The 22,730-nt window shown below is 46.4% G+C and carries 19 protein-coding genes and 1 pseudogene; 5 read left to right on the forward strand and 15 right to left on the reverse strand.

Going from position 1 to position 22,730, the window contains the following annotated elements; genetic code table 11:
* Position 1 precedes the first annotated feature (1 nt).
* Positions 2-784 carry an ABC transporter ATP-binding protein gene (locus ACDZ28_RS06625; RefSeq protein ID WP_339288475.1) on the reverse strand — a complete coding sequence of 261 codons (783 nt, stop codon included), beginning with the start codon at positions 782-784 and terminating at the stop codon, positions 2-4.
* 281 nt (positions 785-1,065) lie between these two features.
* Here ACDZ28_RS06625 and ACDZ28_RS06630 point away from each other — a divergent pair, with 281 nt between their 5' ends.
* Together ACDZ28_RS06630 and ACDZ28_RS06635 are read left to right on the forward strand one after the other, a co-directional pair.
* Entirely contained in the window at positions 1,066-2,658 is a 1,593-nt protein-coding gene (locus ACDZ28_RS06630; protein ID WP_375104271.1) for a histidine kinase N-terminal 7TM domain-containing protein, read from the forward strand.
* A gap of 139 nt (positions 2,659-2,797) precedes the next feature.
* Complete coding sequence (locus tag ACDZ28_RS06635) at positions 2,798-4,270, forward strand: alpha-amylase (protein ID WP_375105313.1); 1,473 nt, start codon at positions 2,798-2,800, stop codon at positions 4,268-4,270.
* A gap of 600 nt (positions 4,271-4,870) precedes the next feature.
* Here the strand turns inward: ACDZ28_RS06635 and mprF are convergent.
* From mprF to ACDZ28_RS06670, 7 genes are all read right to left on the reverse strand, one after another.
* Positions 4,871-7,522, reverse strand: coding sequence for a bifunctional lysylphosphatidylglycerol flippase/synthetase MprF (gene mprF, locus ACDZ28_RS06640; RefSeq protein ID WP_375105314.1), 2,652 nt, complete (start codon positions 7,520-7,522; stop codon positions 4,871-4,873).
* 281 nt (positions 7,523-7,803) lie between these two features.
* On the reverse strand, positions 7,804-8,154 hold the full coding sequence (locus ACDZ28_RS06645) for a FlxA-like family protein (RefSeq protein ID WP_339288479.1): 351 nt from the start codon (positions 8,152-8,154) through the stop codon (positions 7,804-7,806).
* 95 nt (positions 8,155-8,249) lie between these two features.
* Complete coding sequence (locus ACDZ28_RS06650; protein ID WP_375104272.1) at positions 8,250-9,503, reverse strand: multidrug effflux MFS transporter; 1,254 nt, start codon at positions 9,501-9,503, stop codon at positions 8,250-8,252.
* A 153-nt stretch (positions 9,504-9,656) separates the two neighbouring features.
* Positions 9,657-10,277, reverse strand: coding sequence for an alpha/beta hydrolase (locus ACDZ28_RS06655; RefSeq protein WP_076120208.1), 621 nt, complete (start codon positions 10,275-10,277; stop codon positions 9,657-9,659).
* The gene (locus ACDZ28_RS06660; protein WP_339288485.1) at positions 10,274-11,224 is read right to left on the reverse strand and encodes a ring-cleaving dioxygenase; all 951 of its coding nucleotides are present in this window, start codon (positions 11,222-11,224) and stop codon (positions 10,274-10,276) included. The genes ACDZ28_RS06655 and ACDZ28_RS06660 overlap by 4 nt, the downstream gene beginning before the upstream one ends.
* 17 nt (positions 11,225-11,241) lie before the next feature.
* Positions 11,242-11,643 carry a DoxX family protein gene (locus ACDZ28_RS06665; RefSeq protein ID WP_375104273.1) on the reverse strand — a complete coding sequence of 134 codons (402 nt, stop codon included), beginning with the start codon at positions 11,641-11,643 and terminating at the stop codon, positions 11,242-11,244.
* Positions 11,644-11,784: 141 nt separating this feature from the next.
* Complete coding sequence (locus ACDZ28_RS06670) at positions 11,785-12,255, reverse strand: MarR family winged helix-turn-helix transcriptional regulator (protein ID WP_269321975.1); 471 nt, start codon at positions 12,253-12,255, stop codon at positions 11,785-11,787.
* Between the two features lie 289 nt (positions 12,256-12,544).
* On the opposite strand from ACDZ28_RS06670, the gene ACDZ28_RS06675 reads away from it, so the two are divergent.
* The 3 genes from ACDZ28_RS06675 to ACDZ28_RS06685 all read left to right on the forward strand — a co-directional run bounded on the left by ACDZ28_RS06675 (position 12,545) and on the right by ACDZ28_RS06685 (position 15,074).
* Positions 12,545-13,207: a futalosine hydrolase gene (locus tag ACDZ28_RS06675; RefSeq protein WP_375104274.1), complete on the forward strand. Its 663-nt coding sequence runs from the start codon at positions 12,545-12,547 to the stop codon at positions 13,205-13,207.
* Positions 13,207-14,058, forward strand: coding sequence for a 1,4-dihydroxy-6-naphthoate synthase (locus tag ACDZ28_RS06680; protein WP_076120203.1), 852 nt, complete (start codon positions 13,207-13,209; stop codon positions 14,056-14,058). The genes ACDZ28_RS06675 and ACDZ28_RS06680 overlap by 1 nt, the downstream gene beginning before the upstream one ends.
* 194 nt (positions 14,059-14,252) lie before the next feature.
* Positions 14,253-15,074, forward strand: coding sequence for a class I SAM-dependent methyltransferase (locus ACDZ28_RS06685; protein ID WP_375104275.1), 822 nt, complete (start codon positions 14,253-14,255; stop codon positions 15,072-15,074).
* A 67-nt stretch (positions 15,075-15,141) separates the two neighbouring features.
* Here the strand turns inward: ACDZ28_RS06685 and ACDZ28_RS06690 are convergent, their stop codons facing one another.
* The 7 genes and pseudogenes from ACDZ28_RS06690 to ACDZ28_RS06720 form a co-directional block, all read right to left on the reverse strand.
* A complete protein-coding gene (locus ACDZ28_RS06690; RefSeq protein WP_375104276.1) occupies positions 15,142-16,122 on the reverse strand; it encodes an alpha/beta fold hydrolase in 981 nt (326 codons plus the stop codon).
* Between the two features lie 195 nt (positions 16,123-16,317).
* A complete protein-coding gene (locus ACDZ28_RS06695; RefSeq protein ID WP_341115584.1) occupies positions 16,318-17,685 on the reverse strand; it encodes a HAMP domain-containing sensor histidine kinase in 1,368 nt (455 codons plus the stop codon).
* The gene (locus ACDZ28_RS06700; protein WP_375104277.1) at positions 17,682-18,356 is read right to left on the reverse strand and encodes a response regulator transcription factor; all 675 of its coding nucleotides are present in this window, start codon (positions 18,354-18,356) and stop codon (positions 17,682-17,684) included. Before ACDZ28_RS06700 ends, ACDZ28_RS06695 begins: the two co-directional genes overlap by 4 nt.
* Before the next feature lie 233 nt (positions 18,357-18,589).
* On the reverse strand, positions 18,590-19,663 hold the full coding sequence (locus ACDZ28_RS06705; protein WP_341115586.1) for an ABC transporter substrate-binding protein: 1,074 nt from the start codon (positions 19,661-19,663) through the stop codon (positions 18,590-18,592).
* The gene (locus ACDZ28_RS06710) at positions 19,660-20,493 is read right to left on the reverse strand and encodes an ABC transporter permease (protein WP_375104278.1); all 834 of its coding nucleotides are present in this window, start codon (positions 20,491-20,493) and stop codon (positions 19,660-19,662) included. The genes ACDZ28_RS06705 and ACDZ28_RS06710 overlap by 4 nt, the downstream gene beginning before the upstream one ends.
* A complete protein-coding gene (locus tag ACDZ28_RS06715; protein WP_076120198.1) occupies positions 20,483-21,295 on the reverse strand; it encodes an ABC transporter permease in 813 nt (270 codons plus the stop codon). Before ACDZ28_RS06715 ends, ACDZ28_RS06710 begins: the two co-directional genes overlap by 11 nt.
* Positions 21,285-22,395 (reverse strand): annotated as a pseudogene (locus tag ACDZ28_RS06720) (ABC transporter ATP-binding protein). The gene ACDZ28_RS06715 and the pseudogene ACDZ28_RS06720 overlap by 11 nt, the downstream one beginning before the upstream one ends.
* Between the last annotated feature and the right edge of the window lie 335 nt (positions 22,396-22,730).

The raw sequence follows: 22,730 nt of genomic DNA on the forward strand, positions 1-22,730 counted from the left end.
CCTACACCCCTTCGAAGCTGTCGCGAATACGCGCGATCAGTTCGAAAAATTCGGGGCTGTTTCTCATTTCCGCTGTACGCGGACGCGGCAGGGGAATATCAACCACGGCGGACAAGCGACCCGGATGTGGGGACAGAACGAACACCCGATCAGAGAGGAATATCGATTCAGGAATACTATGGGTTACGAAGACAATTGTGTTCTGCACCTTGCTCCAGACGGATAACAGCTCTTCGTTCAGACGCTCACGTGTAAACTCATCCAGTGCAGAGAACGGTTCATCCATAAGCAGAATTTCCGGCTCCATCGATAGGGCTCTGGCAATCGCTACACGTTGCTGCATCCCCCCACTAAGCTGCCAAGGGTATTTATCTGCGAAGCTCTGTAAGCCCACTAGGTCAAGAAGCTCTAACGCCTTCTCCTCACGGATCGACTTTTTGACTCCCATCAACTCCAGCGGTAATGTGATGTTATGCTTCACCTTCCGCCAGTCATATAGCACAGGACTTTGAAAAACAATCCCATATTTCTGCGCCAGCCTTGCTTCTCTAGCGCTTTTCCCAGCTACTACAATATTCCCACCTGTTGGCGCGATCAGATCGGCCATCAGTCTTAAAAGCGTTGTTTTACCGCATCCGGAAGGTCCGAGCAGTGAGACGAATTCCCCCTTTGCAATATCAAGACTCACCTGATGCAGCGCAAGCACTTCCGCAGCTTCCGTCCTATAACGCATTTCAACATTTTCCAGCTGAATCTCAGGAATATTTGTCGCGAGCAATGACATCCCCAGCCCCCCTTATCAAAATAAGCTATGCACTGAATGTTAATTAACCTTACTCATAACAGAGATTTTTGAGTCTAAATCTTCTCTCACGTAGTATTAACTAACATGTTACACGCTGTTCACTAGACTCACACTAGACAATTAGTAAAATAGCTCCCGCTAAATTACGTCATTTTGTCTAGGGGACATTTTTAAAGTTTTGCATTAAAGTGATTTTTAAATATTTGTAGATATGTGGTAATATTTATCCATATCTTTCCTCAGTAGGAGACAATAGACCCATGGGATCTGTAATTTCGAATTATATTGTTATTGTGGCTATATCAGGTGTTCTGAGTGTCTTACTAGCCCTTTTCGCCTATTATAAGAAAACTGATTTCTTAGGAATCAGAGCCTTTGTTATAAGCTCCTGCACTTCCGCGATTTATACCTTCGGCTTCGCGCTAGAGCTGTCGGGAAAAACACTGGAGGAAATGAGTTTTTGGATTAAGGTAGAGTATCTGGGGATGCCTTTTATAGCGCCGGCTAGCCTTATCATGGTAATGCATTTCGTGGGACTGGAAAGTCTATTTAAAAAGGGCATGCGAGCAGCGCTGTACATCATACCGTTCATCACAACACTGATGGTGTGGACCAATGATTATCACCATCTCTTCTATAAGTCCATTTATTTGCGAGACAACACCCCCTCCCCACTCGTTGATGTAGTAATGGGTCCTTGGTATATCGTTCACGGCAGCTTTACCTTTGGCTGTCTACTGGCAGCCATCTGCCTCATGTTATGGCAGTGGAATCGGATGAAACGGGTATACCGCAGACAAATCGTTACCATTCTAATTGGACTAAGCCTCCCAACGTTAGGCTCTTTTTTATATTTGATGGGCCTGACTCCTTACGGCATGGATCCCGTTCCGATCATTATGAGCATCACCTCCACCCTATATATCTGGGCTATCCTATCAAGAGGCATGTTAACAGCCGCACCTATTGCTCGTGAGAATTTGTTCGAAAGTATGCGAGACGGGGTGCTTGTCACCGATCGTTCGGACATGCTCGTCGATTACAATCGCGCAGCCGCGGATATGATAGAAGGACTTAATTCCTCAGCGATTGGCAAACCGCTGGCACAACTGTTTCTCAATGCAGGTAAAGATGCCTTGTCCTATGTTATGGATGCAGAGCCGCTGCTACGCGAAGAACGGGAAGTAGCTTGGAACAAAGGAGACGAGATTTGTTACTATCAAATTCGATCCTCTCCCGTACAGAAACAAGGGGGATACTTAGCAGGACAAATGATCATGCTGATTGACGTAACTGAACGAATACTGCTTCAAGATAAGCTGCGTCAATTGGCAACGATGGACAGTCTGACGGGGATTTATAACCGTACCTATTTTTTGGAGCTGAGTCGAGGGCTTCTAATTCAGTCCGCAAGCGATCGGAGTTCATTATCAATTATTCTGCTGGATGTAGACTTCTTCAAAAGTATTAATGATCGATTCGGACATCAATATGGAGATCAAGCCCTTCAGCACATTGTTGAGGTATGCAGCAGACATCTGCGGGAAGGTGACATCTTCGGCCGTTATGGCGGTGAGGAATTTGTGATCTGTCTTCCGGGCACATCCTTAAAGCAAGCCGCATTGCTCTGTGATACCATCCGTGCGGATATCGAGTATAGTACATTACATACCATGATCGGCCCTATTCATGTGACCGCCAGTTTCGGAGTCGTAGAGGCCTTAAGCCCAGAAGATACTCTGGAAGAGCTGCTGTCAGAGGCCGACCATGCCCTGTACAGTGCCAAACGAAACGGGCGTAACGCCGTCCATCTTTCCCAGAGATCAGAAATTACACTTTTCAAACCTATATAAATCGCATCTTTTTACCTCCCCGCCGCATTCATCAGCCTGCCTTATTTTTCATAGTCTGTTTTTAAGTTTAATAAGAGTTATCTGAAAATCTAATCAGAGTGAAGAAAAAATTCGCTTTATGGATATGGAGGCGCAAGAAATAATGAGGAACCATACAATGATGCAATTTTTTGAATGGCATGTTGCTGCGGATGGGAAACACTGGGATCGCCTGAAAGAAACAGCTTCCGCACTAAAAGCCGTAGGCATTGATTCTGTTTGGGTACCTCCTGTGACAAAGGCCGTCTCCGCCGACGATACAGGCTATGGCGTGTATGATCTATACGATCTGGGTGAATATGACCAAAAAGGTACGGTACGCACCAAATATGGCACCAAACAAGCCCTAATTGAAGCCATTTCAGAATGTCAAAAAAATGGGATTTCCGTGTACGTTGATTTGGTCATGAATCACAAGGCAGGAGCGGACGAAAAGGAAGTCTTCCAGGTGATCGAGGTCGACCCTAATGACCGGATGAAAGAAATCTCCAAGCCTTTCGAGATAGAGGGCTGGACTAAATTCACCTTCCCCGGCCGCGGTGATGAACACTCTTCCTTTAAATGGAATCACAATCATTTTAACGGCACTGACTTTGACGCCAAATCGGGGCGAACAGGTGTATTCCGTATCGTAGGCGAGAATAAAACATGGAACCAGAATGTTGACGACGAGTTCGGCAACTACGATTATCTAATGTTCGCAAATATTGATTACAGTCATCCAGAAGTCAAAAAAGAAATGATCCAATGGGGAAAATGGCTGGTGGACACGCTCCACTGCAGCGGCTTTCGTTTAGATGCCATCAAGCATATCAACCATGAGTTTGTGAAAGAATTCGCGGTCGAAATGTTTAATAAATGTGAGAAGGATTTCTATATCGTGGGCGAATTCTGGAATTCGGATTTAGAATCCTGCCGGCAATTTCTAAATACCGTCGACTATAAGATCGACCTCTTCGATGTCTCCCTTCACTACAAGCTGCATTCAGCTTCCTTGGGGGGTAGAAACTTTGATTTAACCAAAATCCTAGACGACACACTAGTGCAGACCCATCCTACCAATGCCGTAACGTTCGTGGACAATCATGATTCTCAGCCCCATGAGGCTCTCGAATCGTGGGTAGATGATTGGTTCAAGCAAAGTGCTTATGCGCTTATCCTGCTGCGACGCGATGGATATCCTGTGGTCTTTTATGGAGATTATTATGGGATCGAGGGACCTACACCTGTGGCAGGCAAAAAAGCGGCGATTGATCCACTTCTGTACACCCGCTATCACAAGGCTTATGGGGAACAGAAGGATTATTTCGATCACCCGAACACGATTGGTTGGACACGTCTAGGCGTGAAGGAGATTGAAAACTCTGGATGCGCGGTTGTGATCAGTAACGGTGAGAACGGTCAGAAAAGAATGTTCGTAGGGGAACAACGCGCCGGTGAAGTATGGGTAGACTTTACTCATAATCACAAGGCGACCATAACGATTGAAAAAGAGGGCTGGGCGACCTTCCCGGTCAACGGTGGCAGCGTATCTGTCTGGGCCCTGCCTGATGCAGAAGTCGACGAAAAATAAAGGTTGTGCTGCTCAAAATAGATGAGGCTGCTCTCGAAAGTAGTGAATGCTGCTTACGGGGCAGCCTCATCTATTTTATGGAATAGTCCAAGTAAGGATCTCACTTAGCCATTAAACCTCTTCAGATTGGGTGATGATGGCAGACGATGATGAGGATATGGAGCAGGAATGTGCGTTGGAAATGTGCTGCGGGGACGTAAAATGACCGCGGGGATGTGCAGTAGGCGTTTTTGCGGTGAGCGGAGTGGGTTTAGCCACTAATTAGGGAAAAGCTCCCTGATAATATTCGATATTCGCTTATAATTAACGAAATTAGGGAATTCCTCCCTGAAAATTAGGGTGATTGCTTGAAATTCCACCAAATCAGATGAATTTTAGGTATATTTTCCCTAATTGTAAATCTAATGACCAGTAATCTAAGAATTTCAGGGAGGAATTCCCTAATTATTGAATTGGTGTTTCACTCAAACCATCATTTGAAACTTCAATTAACCTTCAACACAAAAAAAGGGCCGTCCCCAAGTAGCTAAAACTACTTTGAGACGCCCTCCTCTTCTTTAGTGGCTTCAATGTACACAGAGACTTCACCCTCGTCTCCCTCTATTCCTCCGCCTTTGGATGGCGGGATACTAATCTCACCAGATCCAGCGTCAAGATCGGCAACGCAATGGAAGCCGGATAAGCCAGGTAACGCGGTTCCCACTCCGGACTGAACTTTTCTTTGTATCGGCGAAGTCCGACAAAGCCGTACCAATGCCCCCCTCTTTTAAATACGAGATGAGCCAGCTTCTCCTCTTTCAAGGCCCCAGCATTCTCGCCTACACTAGACAGAGGCGCATTACCTAGATTAAATCGATGATATCCCTTAGATTTCGCCCATTCTAGCAAACGGACAAATAAGTAATCCATCGTTCCGTTCGGCACATTCTTTCGATGGCGCATCAGATCAATCGATAGGGTCATGCCCTGATCATACCCATATGCAATAGAGGCAAATGCCAGTATCGTCCCTTTGGTATTCCGCAGCAGCGCGATCGGAGCCAGCTGTAGATAGGGCTTGTTAAACCAGCCCAGCGAATACCCTTTTTCGGTGCGCCCATTCAGCCATTCATCTGAAACGGATCTCAGCTCTTTAAATAAATCTTCATTGTGCGGTACCTCTGCAACTTCAAAAGTATATCCTTCCCGTTCAAACCGGTTGCATACGCTGCGCAAATCACTGTTCTTCTTGCCACTGAGCGTGAAGGTATCGAGCGTTACCAACGCCTCTTCCCCCAGCTTGAAAAAGTGATATCCCTGCTCATGATAGATCGATAAAAATTCAGGTGTAGCCTGATAAAAAACTACTACCAGACCGTATTTATCCGCAGCTTGCCTAAATTCACTGATCGCCTCATTCATGAGGCTTCTATCTCCCAATGGATCACCAAGGACGACAAGTTTATCCCTAACTCTGGCGAAAGCGAGCAGCACTTTGCCGTCTTGTGCCCAGAAGAAGCTTTTATCACCCAAAAATAACATATGAGTTAAGGGATTGCCTTGAAACTCCCCTAGAAAACGTTCCAGCCTTGCCATATCAAAGTTTCCGAATAGCTCCTCTGGCTTACGGTGAGGTCTGAGAGTGATCAGTAAAGTAAGAATGATCCAAGAGAAAGCCAGCCCCCCTACAGCCGTAAATGCAACATCACTATGCCGTTGCAGCCACTCTGGCTGCACACCGGGTGGGAGATGCTTCAGAAAACCGCGATGTACATGGCTTCCCAATAGATAGTAGCTTAGGGCAATTACCGAAGTAAGAGCAAGCCACCAGATCGTACTCTGTCTGCTAACGGGAGCACTAATCCGGTAGAACCGGGATCTGGAGATCCAAAGAATGAGTGCAACGAGAAGCAGAAACAGCGCCTCTTCATAATCAAAGCCTTTAGCTACCGCAAATATAGACCCAGAAAATAGTAGAGCACTGGTCCAAATGTATGCGCTACGGACCCTTAATGTAATACCTCGCGACAACAAAATGAGCATAAAACCAATAAGTACAGATAAATGATGTGAAAGCTGCATGATCGGGAATGACAATATTTCCTCTGTAATCTTCAGCCTATACAACAATCCAGGTGTAGCTGTTGATAGTAAGAGAATAAGCCCGCTAGCTAGTACAAGCTTGCCTAGAGCCCACACACCAAGATCGCTCAGAAAAGTATACTGCCCTGGCCAACCCCATATCTTTTGCCATATGTTAAGAGAGGGTTCAAACCCGGGGGCTGAACGATCTTGTCCCTTTTTTCCTTGCAAACCAAACTCCAATGCAGCAAGCACCAATCCGATCAACCACGGAATGAGATAATAGAACAATCTAAAAACGACAAGCACTGCCATAGCCTGATCACTTTTGAATCCAAGCTGCGTAAGACCCAGCAATGCGATAAGGTCAAAAGCACCGATACCGCCAGGTGCCATACTCAAGATGCCCGCAATAGCCGCTATTGTAAAGATGCCGAATATGACTGGAAAATGCACATCGTGCAAGAGATGGCTACTGATTGTCCAAAAGGTTACCCCGGCAAAACTCCATTCTAGAAAGGAAGCACCCACAGAGGCAACAACTGTAAGCCATGGCGTTCTGCCCTTTCCCCGGTTAATCCACTTTGCATAAAGCGACGAGCGCTGTACAAACACGAAAAACGGCAAATAAAGCGCCATACCCCATACCGCAAATACTAACCAATGATGCTCTTCGAGCAATGCCGTTGCCGGCAGCAGGCCAAAGATATTTGCCCAAGAAAGTAAAGATAACCCGGTTATCATTAGCGGCGAAAGAAATACGATTGCCGGCGTTAGGACGGAAGTTGGCACACCGCTTTTTTTATACATCAACGTCCGTAAACCTACTCCAGCCAGACCCGCAAAACCAATCAAATTATTAAACGTATTAGCAATCCAGCCATAACGGAAGGTGTCCCAGAGCCCTACTTTTAAACGGAAATGTGCCCGAATCAAATAATCATAGGCACTCATGACAGCTACTGCGAGAAGTGCGAATCCGATCATTTGCAAGACAGCGGACGTAGGTAATCTTCTTAATTCACGCATGATAAGTCCTAAATGGACCTGCTTCAGCTCATGCTGTCCCTCCCAATACACCAGCGCTATGATAGCCACTGGAAAGAGAGCTCTCACCGCCCGTATCCGGTATATGGATAAGAACAGCCTTACAATTTTAAATCTTTCTAATGTCTGTTGTTTTGAATGCATGAGGCCACCTGCCTTTACCGCTGACACACGTTGTGCTAGACAAATTTTCAACCATTTCATTATAACAATTATTGGAATAAAAAACCCATGATAATCAACACCTATTCAATTAGACTCCCAGTACAGCCCCAACCCCTGCAATAGTTAAAGATTGTTATTGGAATTCTATACCGCTAAAGGGCATTGAAACTGTAGTTTACACATAAAAATGCATAACAAAAAGGACATCCCTCACGGCAAAGGATGCCCTCTCTGTTATGTAACATGGGTCTTGCTAGCGTTTATACTCGAATATCAAATCTGCCTTTACTATCCGTTGTTGCGGTAGCGATCTCTTGCGGACTTGCTGCAGCAAGCGCATTGTTCGCTGGTTTGGCAGGTGCCTCTACTCCACTACCTGCGGTGGAAGCGCTGCTCTGAGACTTTTGTGAAATTTGTGCCTCGATGGTTTTGATCTGTTGCTCAATTTGCTTCGTCTTCGTTTCTTTGGTCTTTTCATCGTCTGAGCTGGCATCAATCTTGTCTAGTTCAGCTTCCAGCTTCGCTTTTTGTTTCTCAAGCGCACTGGTATCTGTAGTGCTTGATGTCGAGGTGGTATACGATGCGGAACCTGAAACTGCTGATATACTCATGGTCATCCCTCCCTTCCCTACCTCCAATATAATCCTTTTGCAGATAAGGAACGTTAAGACCCGCTGAAAGTTTGCTGAAAGTACTACTTGCTAGGTTACAATGATAGACTGCTAGGTGCTGGCTTTTCCCCGTCTAACAAGCAGCAGATAAGACAAAATGGAGAGAACTCCAGTACATGCCATGCTATCACTATGGCCATCGGAAGTGCTGACTCAACTCCCCCAAGACCAACAAGTGGCGCTACACAGCTACCTAACAGTAGAGGAATCAAACCGATTAACGCCGAGGCACTGCCTGCAGTTTCGCCTTGATCTTGCATCGCCAATGAGAAGCTGGTCGCTCCGACAATCCCCACACTGGAGACAACTGCAAATAGACAGATCAGAATTGGGATTAATCCTCCTCCTACTAGAATCGTCAGCAGCAGCAAGATACCTCCCATCGTACAGAGCAATAGTCCACTAAGCAGCAGCTTAGTCTCACTTACCTTACCAGCAAGTCTGCCGGCAATTTGACCCGTAATAATAATCCCGATCCCATTCATAGCAAAAATCAGACTATATACCTGCGGGGTAACCGCAAAAATATTTTGCAATACAAAAGAAGAACCTGAAATATAAGCGAACATAGATGCCGTTACAAAACCTTGAGACAAGGCATAACCCATAAACTTACGGTTGCCCAGCAATACTCGGAAAGTAAGCAGCGTACCCTTCAGCCCGCTCTTAGAGCGTCGCTCCTTCGGCAGTGTCTCCGGCAAGCGCAATAAAATTGTTAAACAAAAAATAATTCCGGCAGCAAATAATACGAGGAATATCCCTTGCCATGTGGTCACTCTTAACAGCTGACCCCCAATAACCGGAGCTAATATCGGTCCGAGGCCATTCACAATCATCAATAGCGAGAAGAACTTCGTGAGCTCAGAGCCACTATATAAATCACGAACAGCCGCTCTGGAGACAACCACACCTACTGAGCCAGCAAGACCTTGAATAAACCGCAAACCGATCAGCAGTCCGATTGAAGGACTAAAGGCACATAATACTGAGGAAACGGCATAAATGAACATCCCTATAAGCAGCGGACGGCGGCGGCCATATACATCACTCAGCGGTCCAGCTACCAACTGACCTGAAGCTAGTCCCAACAAAAAAAAGGTCAGACTAAGCTGCACTAAAGCAGCAGTCGTACCGAAATCCGCGACAAGCGTAGGCAGTGCCGGCAAATACATATCAATCGACAGCGGGCCGATCGTTGTAATGGAGCCAAGAATCACAGCGAGCTGCAGTCTCTGCTTCCGTGACGGTCCATCAGCGGTAAGCTTATTACCCTTTTGAATTCCAATCATGATTCTTATTTCAACCTTTCTACAGCAACCCTTGGGCCTTTTTTGTATTCTTCATACTAACGTAAAGGAAGTGAATTGATCAATCCTTTTATGGAGGGTTATAGGTGGCTGTATAACAAGAATAACCGCCATTCGGCGGTTATTCTGATGGTTTTATGCATTTGTGGATGTGCTGCGCATCTGCAACCAATCTCTGGCGGCTTCAGCCTCAGCAACACTCAGACGATGACCTTGATTACCCCAATGTGTTGTAACCTCTGCGCCTGCCTTCTGCAAAATAATCTCCAAATCCTCAGTCTCCGAAGAAGCAATGAGTGGATCATTCGTGCCTGCTCCAATGAAGATAGACACGCCTTCCAAAGAAGGAAGTGTAATATTGCGGAGCGGCACCATTGGATGCAGTAGAATGGCAGCGCGGAAAATATCCTTATAATGAAACAGCAAGCTACCCGCAATGTTCGCACCGTTAGAGTAACCCACGGCTACCAGATTGTCAGCATCGAATCCGTACTGTGCAGCGGCATCATCCAGAAACTGCTTCAGCTCATGCGTACGGAAGATTAGATCTGCCTCATCAAATACCCCTTCAGCCAGCCGTCGAAAGAACCTCGGCATTCCGTTCTCCAGTACATTTCCTCTAATGCCCAGCACTGATGAATCGGGAGATAGTAACCCGGCGAGCGGCAACAAGTCTTGCTCATTGCCTCCAGTACCATGGAATAATACAAGCGTGGGTTTCGTTACATCTTTACCTTTATGGAATACATGAATCATCCCTGCTTCACCTCAATTTCTCTTATTTGAATAGGACTTAAATTTTCTTCGATGACCGCACGATGCGGTTCATACCAAGATGGCAGCATCAGCTTCTCACCCAACGCATCCGCGGCTTCATCACGGGCAAAGCCCGGAGGGTCCGTAGCAATCTCGAAGAGGATTCCACCTCTTTCGCGGAAATAGATCGCATTAAAGTATTGGCGGTCTTGAACCGGTGTCGGATGATGTCCATGACTCTGTACATGATGCGCCCATTCCAGCTGCTCAGCATCATCTTGTGCACGCCAAGCGATATGGTGAACGGTACCAGTACCTCCTGCTCCTTGCGGAACCGGCGTTGTCTTTAGATCAATAATATTACCCAAATTGCCAGTAGTTCTATAACGACTGTATCCATCTCCGTCAGCGATATGCTCCATTCCCATCGTATGGACAAGCGTTTCTGCAGTTTGTAGCGGATCGTTGCTATAGAGCACAGCACCTCCAAACCCTTTGATCGCATGCTCGGTAGGAACCCCACCGAAAGACCATTTACTAAGCGGCCCTTCCTCACGTTCCACCAGTTCAATACGCAAACCGTCATAATCAGCAAAGGATAGATAAGATTCCGAGATTCTATTTTTAAGAGTAACTGAAATTTGATATGCGGCAAGACGCTGTTCCCAGAATGCCAGAGAGCCCACCGGTACCGCGTAAGTCGTTACACCAACCTGACCACTGCCGATTCTTCCTTTACGCCCTACAGGTGAAGGGAAAAAAGTAATAATCGTTCCCGGAGCACCTGCCTCATTTCCAAAATATAAATGATAGACTTCCGGAGCGTCAAAATTAATCGTCTTCTTCACAAGCCGTAGTCCCAGAATGCCGGCGTAGAAGTCAACATTACGCTGAGCATCTCCAACAAAAGCGGTAATATGATGGATTCCTGCAGTTTGAAGTGTCATAATAATAAACCCCCTTCTTAGTTAAAAATCAATGCGTCCAGAGAAATCGAACCTGGCCCTGTAAGTGCTATACCTGCAGCAACTACCAGTACCGTAAGCGGAAACTCAATTCCGTTCGAAGTAGACCAGAAGCCATTTGGAGCATGAACCTTAATGATAGCCCCCAGCATAGTGGCAACAATCAACACCGCTGCAACAGGTGTCAGAAGGCCTGCCGCGAACATGAATCCGCCTGCCAGCTCCATTATTCCTGCCAGTATTGCCATAGTAACCCCCGGTTTAATGCCGATGGACTCCATCCAACCACCTGTACCCTTCGGGCCGTAACCCCCAAACCATCCAAATAACTTTTGTGCACCATGTCCTATGAATGCAATCCCGATCACTAATCTCATCAATAATATTCCTACACTTATCATTGTTAATCCACTCCAATTTTCTTTGATTTAATTATCTTAACATTAAGATATATGATAAAAATTTTTGTCTTTCAGCGGTAAGAAGCAGCGAACTGCTTCCGACCTTATAGATGTGCCCTTCATTACGCTATTTCAGCGCTCCTATACACCTTTGCCTAGCTTCTTCAGTAATTCGATAGCCTGCCCCTTCTCATCCTTATCCAGTCCACGCATCAAATCATGAATTGAAGCCACATGACGCGGAAAAATCTGATCGAACAGCTCACGCCCTGCATCCGTAATCTCCGCATAGGTCACGCGTCTGTCCTCGCTACACGGCACACGTTTCAGCAGACCTTTCTTCTCCAGCTTATCGATATTATAGGTGATGCTTCCACTCGTAACGAGAATTTTCTCCCCGATCTGTTGCAGTGGAATACGGGTCCGGTGATACAGCACCTCAAGCACCATGAACTCGGCAGATGCCAGCCCATAACTCTTCATATCCTTCACAGCTTGATCCATCAAGCTTCTGTAAGCCTTAGATAATACAACAAATAACTTTAAAGAAGACGCCTGATCCATCTCCGTAGTATTCTCTGCATTACGTACGTTCTCTTCGGTACTACTCATCATTTCCACCTCCACTCGGACAGCCTTGTTGTTCAATACAATGTAAATGTCTTTACATTAAATATCTTTAAGTTAAGATAACTATACTTCTTCACACTATCTTTGTCAACCTCGCCGCTAAAAAAGATTAACTAAGCGGCCTAACGAACTGCTTATGTTTTATTTGCGATCTTTTACGAACGTGATGAAAATCACTCTAAGTTTGACCTGACCCCTAAAACGGCGTATTCTTGTCTTTACGAATGACTATTTAGGAAGCGATTTCACAACCCTTAAAGGAGGCAGCCTGATGGTGGAGCAACAAGCTGGAACGCGGCGCGTGCTGATCGTAACAGCCGTAGCCGCAGAGCGGGACGCGGTCCTGCGCGGCCTGCAAGGCAGCGGCAGGTTCCATGTGATTGCTGCCGGCGCAGGTACGGCAGCAGCGGCGGCGGGAACCGCCGCGGCACTCGCAGCCGGGTCTTACGGCTGCGTAATCAGCGCTGGGATCGGCGGCGGGTTCCCCGGGGTGGCACCTTTAGGCTCGCTGGTCGTTGCCAGCGAGATGATTGCCGCCGACCTCGGGGCCGAGACGCCGGAGGGCTTCCGCAGCGCTGCCGAGCTCGGCTTCGGCAGCGTGTCCGTGCCGGCTGACCGCGGCACGGTGCAGGCGGTTTCGGCCGCGCTGACAGCGGCCGGACTGACCGTAAGCACGGGGACCGTGCTTACGGTCTCAACGGCGACCGGCACCGCGGAGACGGCCGCCGCCCTCATCGCGCGGCATCCCGGTGCCGTCGCGGAGGCGATGGAAGGCCACGGAGTTGCCGTGGCCGCTGAGGCGCTGGGGCTCCCGGTACTGGAGCTCCGCGCTATTTCGAACCCGGTCGGTCCCCGCGACCGGGCTGCTTGGAAGATCGGCGATGCAATGGAAGCATTAACGGCGGCAGCCGCTATACTACTGGAGGTGCTGTAATGACAACTGAGCTTAATATCGCTTTTTCCCCTTGCCCTAACGATACCTTTGTATTTCATGCCTGGGCACACGGGCTTGTCCCGGATGCACCACAACTTAATGTAACCTATGCCGACATTGACATTACTAACACACTCGCTGCTAACGGAGAAGGACCTGAAGTCCTTAAAATCTCCTATGCCGCTCTACCTTGGGTTCTTGATCGGTACAAACTGCTGCCATGCGGCGGTGCACTGGGTCGTGGCTGCGGCCCGCTGCTTCTTACAGCAAGTGGCCCAACAGCGATCAAACGTCCCGAGAAGCTGGCCGGGCGCCGGATTGCAGTGCCTAGTGAACGCTCTACAGCATATTTACTCTTCAGATTATGGGCAGCACAGCATGTGACGGGAGGCATTGGCGAAATCATTGTCATGCCTTTCGATGAGATCATGCCTGCCGTTCGCGATGGACATATCGACGCCGGGCTGGTGATTCACGAAGCCCGCTTTACTTACGCGTCTTATGGTCTTAATATGCTGACTGACCTTGGCAGCTGGTGGGAAAGTGATACCGGATTGCCGATTCCACTCGGTGCGATCATTGCTCGCCGCGATCTAGATGCCGATGCCATTACTGGCTGGATTCGCAGCTCTCTTCAATATGCGTGGGATCACCCTACCGATTCTAGAGACTATGTACTTAGTCATGCTCAAGAGCTGGCTCCAGAAGTGGCTAAATCTCATATTGATCTCTATGTGAACGACTTCTCGATGAACCTAGGCGATGATGGTTACGCTGCAATTTCTGCCTTACTAAATCGCGCTGCAGCTGAAGGACTTGTCCCTGCGATCGATCCTGCATTACTTCGGTAGCATGTACTAGACGTTCTTCGCGTACTTTAAAATTAAATATTACCTAGATCCCCGATTACACCCATAAGGTGTCCTCCGGGGATTTTGTTTATTCTAAGAAGCATTATCTGCGATTGCCTGGTGACCATTATTTGGCATGCTAGAGCGATGGCTATACAATAGACCTATAAATAGGTTCTATGAAGGAGGATCACATGATACCTGAAAACAATAGCAAGCAGAATATCGACCGATTCCTAGGCTTTCAAGATGACTATGACCGCTACCGCCCCGAAGCTCCTGCCATGATTATCAAACTGCTGACCGATTACTTAGGCACCTCACCTTCACTCATCGCAGATATAGGCTGTGGTACGGGCTTATCTACTTTTCTGTGGAAGGGTGTCGCGGACAACATCATCGGCATTGAACCGAATCCAGATATGCTGGGAAAAGCAATCGATAAATTAAGCCAAATAGAAGATCCCCAATCCATCACATTTGTACAAGGTTATTCTAACCAGCTTCCACTTGCAGCGGACAGCGTAGACATTGTGACCTGCTCACAGTCATTCCACTGGATGGATCCTCAAAGTACACTTCGAGAAATCTCCCGGGTCTTAAGAACGGGCGGTGTCTTCGCGGCCTACGATTGCGACTGGCCCCTCGCCCTTCATCAGAAAGTAGAAGAACGTTACAACCAACTAATCTCCAAATCAGAGGATCTGCTCGCCTCACTCTTACCGGATGCAGAGAGAGCTTACAAATGGGACAAAGAAGGGCATTTATCACGGATTCAGGCTAGTGGTGCATTCTCTTTTGCTAGAGAGATCGTATTTCATAATCTAGAGTCCTGCGATGCACAGCGCTATGTTGGACTCGCTCTAAGTCAAGGGGGTATAAGAACCGTTCTGAAGCAGGACGCTACCCTACTAAATCAGGACATTGCAGATTTCAGCGCTGCCGTCGAAGACCATTTCCAAGGACGCACCTTAGAGGTTCTGATCAGCTACCGAATGAGAATCGGCATCAAATAATCTCTATCCATAACGCAAAAACGCCCCGATTCTCCCCTTAGGAGGAAGGTCGGAGCGTTTTCTTATTTTATTTGACTTCTTCCATGAACAAATTTAGGTTCTCAACGATTTCCTTAGATCTGGAATGGTGTAAATAATGTCCGCCTTCGAATGTCATCACTTTTCCATGCACAGATTCCTTAACTTGCCCTTCATGCAGAGGAATCCAATCTTTCACGGTTGTATTATTCGCTTGTATAAAGAATATAATAGGAAGATTCTTGTCGAATTTCAACCCTCTGGCTGCGACAAAGTTAGGATATATATGTTCCATTTCATTTAAGGTAGTGGAATTATTCATATTTTTGAGCGATATCAATTTCATTTGTTTTTTGGTCTCATCATCAAATGGAAGTCCATCATAAGGGTCACCGCTTAATTGCAATCCCAATCTAATGATACCTGAGTCTTTGAGCAGCTTTAATTTTTTTATCGGGAATTTAACATCCATACCGCCTTGTTCAGGAACACTACTATCAACCCCTACAAATGCACTCACTTCGTTTGGATATTTCTTCGCATATTCCAATCCGTAAATACCTCCAATGGAGTGACCCATTAGAATATATTGGTCAATGTTTAGATTCTGTACGGCTTCATGAACTTCACTTATGATATTCTCTGTGGTTCGTTCTTTTTTAGTTTCATCGCTGAGTCCATACCCAAACGGTTCAACCGCCACTACTTTGTAAAATGGTGATAACTCATCAATCAACGGCTTAAAATCAAGCGCTGGCGCTCCAGTCCCAAAGCCCGGGATAAGCACAATAGTCTGCTCCCCTTGTCCTTGGATCAAAACATTCATACTTTTTCCGTCAACAGGAACTAATTGACCATATTGATGTATTTTTTTCTGATCTGTTTTGTTGCTAATCACATTAACTGTATAAACAACGGCTAGAAAAAGCACGATCAAAATCACTATTGCTCCTAATATTTTTAGCAGCAGGTTACGTACTTTATGTTTCTTCATTCCGTTCCCCGATTTTATTACCTCCGTTTGTGTCACCCTCATCTTCTCCTGTTCTAATCTGTTTCTAAAGTCGCCCTAACGTTTGCGCTAATGAGAGCTTAACCAAAGAAGATGTACTCCTAATGACGACAACATGAACGGAATATGAACAGGTCAAAAAAACTCCGGCATCACATGCAAGGAGGTTTACATGTAACGCCGGAGCATGAAGAATAGCGATTGCAATCAAATTTAAGCTGTCGGTGTTGTGATAGGTAAAGTCACGATGAAAGTCGTTCCGTTTCCAGGTTCACTTTCCACTCGAATGTCACCTTGATGAAGCGAGACGATCTGTTTGACAATCGCCAGTCCCATACCGCTACCGCCATACTTGCGACTATGGGAACGATCTGCCTTGAAGAATCGTTCAAATATGCGCTCTTGGTCCTCAGGAGAAATGCCAATACCAGTGTCGGATATTCGGACGGTCACGTTGTTTAACTCTTGGGTGATACTGACGGTTATCACACTGTCATCTTTGGAGAATTTGATGCTATTGCCAAGGAGATTCGTCCACACCTGACTTAACAGGTCATGGTCAGCCCATACAATTACCGGTTTCAAATCAAGTTCAAAGCTAATGTTGCGTGCCGACCATTGAGGCTGTATCGCCACAATTACCCGTCTGATCTGTTCATCAAGACTGAACGTGATAAGCCGCAGTTGTTGCGATTGCGATTCAAGCAGACTCAGCTTTAACAGACTATCGCTCATCTTGGACATCCGCTCCGCTTCGGCAATTATAATGTCGAGATAACGATTTCGTTCATCCTCTGTGAGGGCTACTTTCTTGAGCGCAATAGCATAACCAGATATCGAGGTAAGCGGAGACTGAACCTCATGCGACACATTCGTTACGAACTCCCTGCGCATTTGCTCAAGGTGCTGCAGATCGTGCATCATTTCCTCGAAGCTATTAGCCAAGGTACCTAGCTCACCCATCTGCTTAATATTTAATTCGACATTGAAATCCCCAGTTGCTATACGCCTAGTTGCCTTTGTAAGCCTTTTGATCGGTCTCACTAAGAACATAGAAGCGACCAATATCAATACGCTTCCCGTTATTAATGAATACGCCAAAAAATTAAATAGCAGATTCCTCGTAGAAGACAAAGTAGGAGGCACAAGCGGCTCCACAAACATCGCCTTCGTTCCCATTTCAGTTTTCAAAGGTAGTCCTAAGAGGTTGGAAGAACCTATACTCGGTTTAACTTGAACAGCTTCACCACCCAATACTTTCTTTAGTTGCTCACTAGTCACGGTAACAGGGCTCTCTCCATTAAGCACTCCGTAAGACTGGAACTGGCCGTTCTCATCGTAAATTCGAATATGGTAGGAATCAAGCTGCTTCATTCCACTTATAAGAGCATCCGCTTCACGTGATGGTAAGGTTTCGTATATCCGGGCGATGTCCTGACCAAAGCGAAGTAAGGGAATTCGCAGGTTTTCGTTTAATTTATCTTGAAATACCCAGGTTGTCACAAATAGAGAAATCAATGTGCCTCCGATCACGGAGACCAGAAAGGTCAGAACAACACGTGTATATAATGATTTGATCATTCGTAAACCTCAAGCCGATACCCAAGTCCCCGCACGGTCTCGATTCGAAAATCAGGTGTAGTCGCAAACCGTTCGCGCAGCCGTTTAATATGTACGTCTATCGTTCGATCATCCCCAGCGTAATCAATCCCCCAAATCTGATCAATTAACTGCTCGCGCGTATAGACTTGCCCGGGCGTTCCAGCGAGCTTATACAGCAATTCGAACTCCTTGAGTGGCAACGTCAGTGACTCAGTTCCTCTCATCACCTTATAGGTCTGCCGATCAAGGATGACATCGCCGAACTGGATCGTCTGTGTGGAACCAATCTTGTATCGCTTCAGTAAGGATCTAACACGAACCGTCAACTCCAGTGGATCGAATGGCTTCGTCAAATAATCGTCTGTCCCCAGTTCGAAGCCCTTCACCTTTTCCCAGGTCTCCCCCCTCGCAGTGAGCATAAGTAAGGGAAGATCAGGATCGGCTCTTCGGAGCTCCTTGCAGAGCGTCCAACCATCCATAATCGGCATCATAATATCGAGTACAACAAGATCAATAGGCTTAGAGCCATAAACGGCTAGCGCTTCCTTGCCGTCTGCAGCTTCAGCTGTATCGAATCCGTCGTTACGTAGAAATAAACAGACAAGTTCGCGAATGTTCGCATCGTCGTCAGCAACTAGTATAGTAGGCATTCGTACCCTCTTTTCCTGTTATCCATCCTAGCCATTATACTACAATATTCTTCCGGCCAAGAAGGAGCGCCTTGCCCTCGGCATTCTTTCAGGACGTTGATTGTTTCTGCGAAAAATATAAGGATAATATATAGCGTGAAACTTATCCTTCTTAAGCTTCAAAAAAAGAGCGTCTAACACGGGAATCCGCATGTAGACGCTCTTGGAGTCGTTTGACTTTACCTCCAAACGACTTACTTCTTATTCATCTTAAACTTCAGGAAGAGCTCATTATAATGAGCAAGCATCCGTTTCCCAAGGTTATCATACACCTCAAGCCGATCCGTAATCTCGGCAGGCGGGTAGAACCGGGTATCCTCGGAGGTTTCCTTCGGCAGTAGCTCCAGCGCAGGAATGTTAGGTGTGGAATAACCTACGTATTCTGCATTCTTAGCCGCAACATCTGGGCGAAGCATGAAGTTAATGAACTTATGCGCACCATCCACATTATCCGCAGTTCGTGGAATGACCATGTTATCAAACCACTTGTTTGAGCCTTCCTCAGGCACTACATAATCCAGCTTATCATTCTCATCCATGATCTCAGAAGCATCACCGGACCACACAATCCCGACCGCTGCTTCTTCATTTGCAAGCAGCATTTTGATTTCATCTCCGACAATTGCTTTTACGTTAGGGGACAGTTTATTCAGCTTGGTCAGCGCCTCTTGCAGGTGAGCCTCATCCCGGTCATTTACCGAATAGTGCAAGCTGTTCAAAGCCATACCCATCACTTCACGCGCTCCATCGACCAAGAAAATATTGTTCTTCAGTCTGCTGTCCCAGAGAGAATCCCAGCTGGTGAAGTCCATCCCTTGGGTCATGTCCGGGTTGAAGATAATCCCGACCGTTCCCCAGAAATAAGGTACGGAATACTTGTTGCCAGGATCGAAAGAAAGGTCCATAAAACGTGAATCAATATTCTTTAGATTCGGAATCTTGTTGTGATCTAGCGGTATGAGCAGATTTTCTTCTTTCATCTTAGCAATGGCGTAATCAGAAGGAATTACGACATCAAAAGTAGTTCCACCCTGCTCCACTTTCGTTAGCATGGCCTCATTAGAGTCAAAGGTTTGGTAAATGACCGTTAATCCGGTCTCTTTTTCAAATTCCTTCAACAGATCAGGATCGACATAGTCGCCCCAGTTATAGATAGTCAGCGTATTTCCTCCGGAATAGCCCTCTCTCGAGTTCATCCAGGAGCCCAAGTACATTAGCGCAAATGCCGTGATCACGATCGCCAGAAAAGCATTTACCAGCTGTTTCATCTAGGCACCCCCGCTTCCGCTACCGGCTCCGCCACAGCTTCCGAGGTATTCTGACGGTTCTTCTTAAGAGTCAAGAAGTAATAACCGACAACAAGTAGTATCGTGAACAGGAAGATCAGCGTCGACAAAGCATTAATGGATAACGATACCCCTTGCCGAGCTCTGGAATAAATCTCAACAGATAGCGTCGAATAACCGTTACCCGTTACGAAGAACGTAACTGCAAAGTCATCTAGTGAATACGTAAGCGCCATGAAGAATCCACTAAAGATCCCCGGTTTGATAATCGGCAGAATCACCTTAGTCAGAACATCCTTGCGGCTTGCCCCAAGGTCACGCGCTGCATCCGTCAATGAAGGACTCATATCCTGTAAATGCGGCAGAATCATCAACACGGCAATCGGCACACTGAACGCGACATGCGAGAGCAGGACGGACACGAAGCCAAGCTTGATGCCAGCAATGGTGAACAGGATCAGGAACGATGCACCGATAATGACATCCGGACTAACGATCAGTACGTTGTTCAGAGATAACAAGGTGTTTTTAGCACGGCGGTTCTGTACACTCTTAATGGCTAGCGCACCAATAATAGCAATAATCGTGGCGATAGCCGAGGACAGAAGCGCGATTACAAGCGTGTTGATCATGATAATAATCAAACGTGTATCCTGAAGAACCTCACGATAATAATCCAGCGTAAAGCCCTCGAACTTATGCATCGTTCCCCCGCTGTTGAACGAATAGTACATCAAATAAAAGATTGGCGCATACAGAACAGCGAACACTAGCACTAGGTACAGATTGGAGAACCCGTTTTTATTTCTCATTCCGCACCCCTCTCCGCGATCCGCCTGTAATAATCATGAACAGCGCCATAATAGCAATCAGAAATACTGCAACCGTGGAGCCCATGCCCCAGTCCTGTGTGACCAGAAAATGCTGCTCAATCGCAGTACCGAGTGTAATGACCCTGTTGCCTGCAATCAGACGAGTAATCATAAACAGGGACAGCGCTGGTATGAATACCGCCATACATCCGGAACGTACACCCGAAATGGTCAATGGAAAAATAACGCGCCGGAACGTTGTCCAGCCCGAAGCACCCAAATCACGTGCCGCATCCAGCAAGGATAAATTGAGATCCTCCAAAGCACTGTAGATCGGCAGGATCATGAATGGGATAAAGATATACACGGATACAAATACAAAGCTAAAGCCCGTAAACAAAATTTGCTGTTCTCCGATTCCCAGCAGATCAAAGAAATTGTTAATCGGCCCGAACGTACCGAATATGCCGATAAAAGCGTAAGTTTTCAGCAGCAAATTAATCCATGTCGGTAAAATAATCAGCAGTAACCATAGCTGCTTATGCTTCGTTCTCGTCAACAGATAAGCCGCCGGATAGGCGACCAGCAAAGAGAATGCTGTAATTAGAAACGCGTACCAGAATGAGGTCAGCGTCATTTTTAAATACACAGGTGTAAAAAAGTTCACGTAGTTATCTAGCGTAAGATGCCCGTCCAGATCAAATAGAGAATAATAGATGACAAGTAGCACCGGTGCGATTACAAACAAGGCGATCCACAGGTAATAAGGGATGAGATAATACGATCTGCCCTTATTCTTCATGACTCTCCACCTCGGCGTAAGCTTCCAGACGTTTGTTCGAATTCTTCCTCCGTTTCACCGAAACGCATAACATGAATCGCTTCAGGGTCAAAATAAAGGCCAATTTCACTGCCTACAGTCGCCTTACGTGTAGAATGCACAAGCCATTCATGTCCGGATTCATCATAACAGCTGATTTCATAGTGCACGCCCCGGAACAACTGGGAATCTACTCGCACACGTAGTTTACCCTGCTCCAGTGTTGAAATCTCCAAATCTTCGGGACGAATAACTATTTCCACAGCTTCGTTTGGTTTAAGCCCAGCATCGAAACATTCGAAGCGCCGACCGTTAAACTCCACCAGATAGTCTTCAATCATAACCCCCGGCACAATGTTGGACTCGCCAATAAAATCAGCCACAAAACGGTTGATCGGCTCATCATAGATATCGTTAGGCGTACCGCTTTGCTCGATTTTCCCTTTGTTCATAACAAAAATCCAGTCGGACATCGCGAGTGCCTCTTCCTGGTCATGGGTAACGAAAATAAAGGTAATGCCTAGCCGTTGCTGCATTTCACGCAGTATGTACTGCATCTCTGTACGCAGCTTCAGATCGAGCGCAGATAGAGGCTCGTCCAGTAATAGAACCTGCGGCTCATTCACAATCGCGCGGGCAATGGCCACGCGCTGCCGTTGACCACCAGACATTTCGTTAATGGCACGTTGCTCGTAGCCCACAAGGTTAACGAAACTTAGTGCTTCCTGCACCTTCTTCGCGATGACGTCTTTCTTAAGCTTCTTAATGCGCAGTCCGAAAGCCACATTCTCGAATACGTTCAGGTGTGGAAATAATGCGTAATCCTGAAAGACCGTATTGACCTGCCGTTCATTGGCTGGAATGTGGTTAATCACTTTACCGTTTAAAAAGATTGAACCGCTTGTTGGCTCTGCGAACCCAGCAATCAATCGTAGAATAGTCGTTTTACCACAGCCTGATGGACCAAGTAGTGTATAGAATTTGCCGCGCTCTATCTCAAAGCTGACTCCTTTCAACACCGGATCTTCGTCGTCATATTGCTTGGTAACCTCTTCAAATGAAATAATGGTGCCTTCCTGAATAGCTATAGCTAACAACCTCCCTTACCTTAAGTATTACAATACTATTTTACCCGCATCTCGCGGAGAACAATCGAATGGGCATGCTCAGCGCTAATAAGCGACAATTCCTCCTTTCATTTGACACTCCAATAGATATAGCATATTAGATTGTACCATTATATACGATAGCGTACATATTAAAGGAATGCGTAAACTTAACAACTTTGTAAAATATCCAGTCTTCCAAGGCTTTTTTTGGATGCTATAATGAAAACGTACTGAAAGACCAGACAGTTTTTTTCATTTTTTTCCGAAAGAAGATGAATGATAATGAACGAGGGGTTACAAGACCGCCT

Origin of the sequence: Paenibacillus sp. RS8 (genome assembly GCF_041956825.1) — a bacterium.
Lineage (GTDB): Bacteria > Bacillota > Bacilli > Paenibacillales > Paenibacillaceae > Paenibacillus_AQ.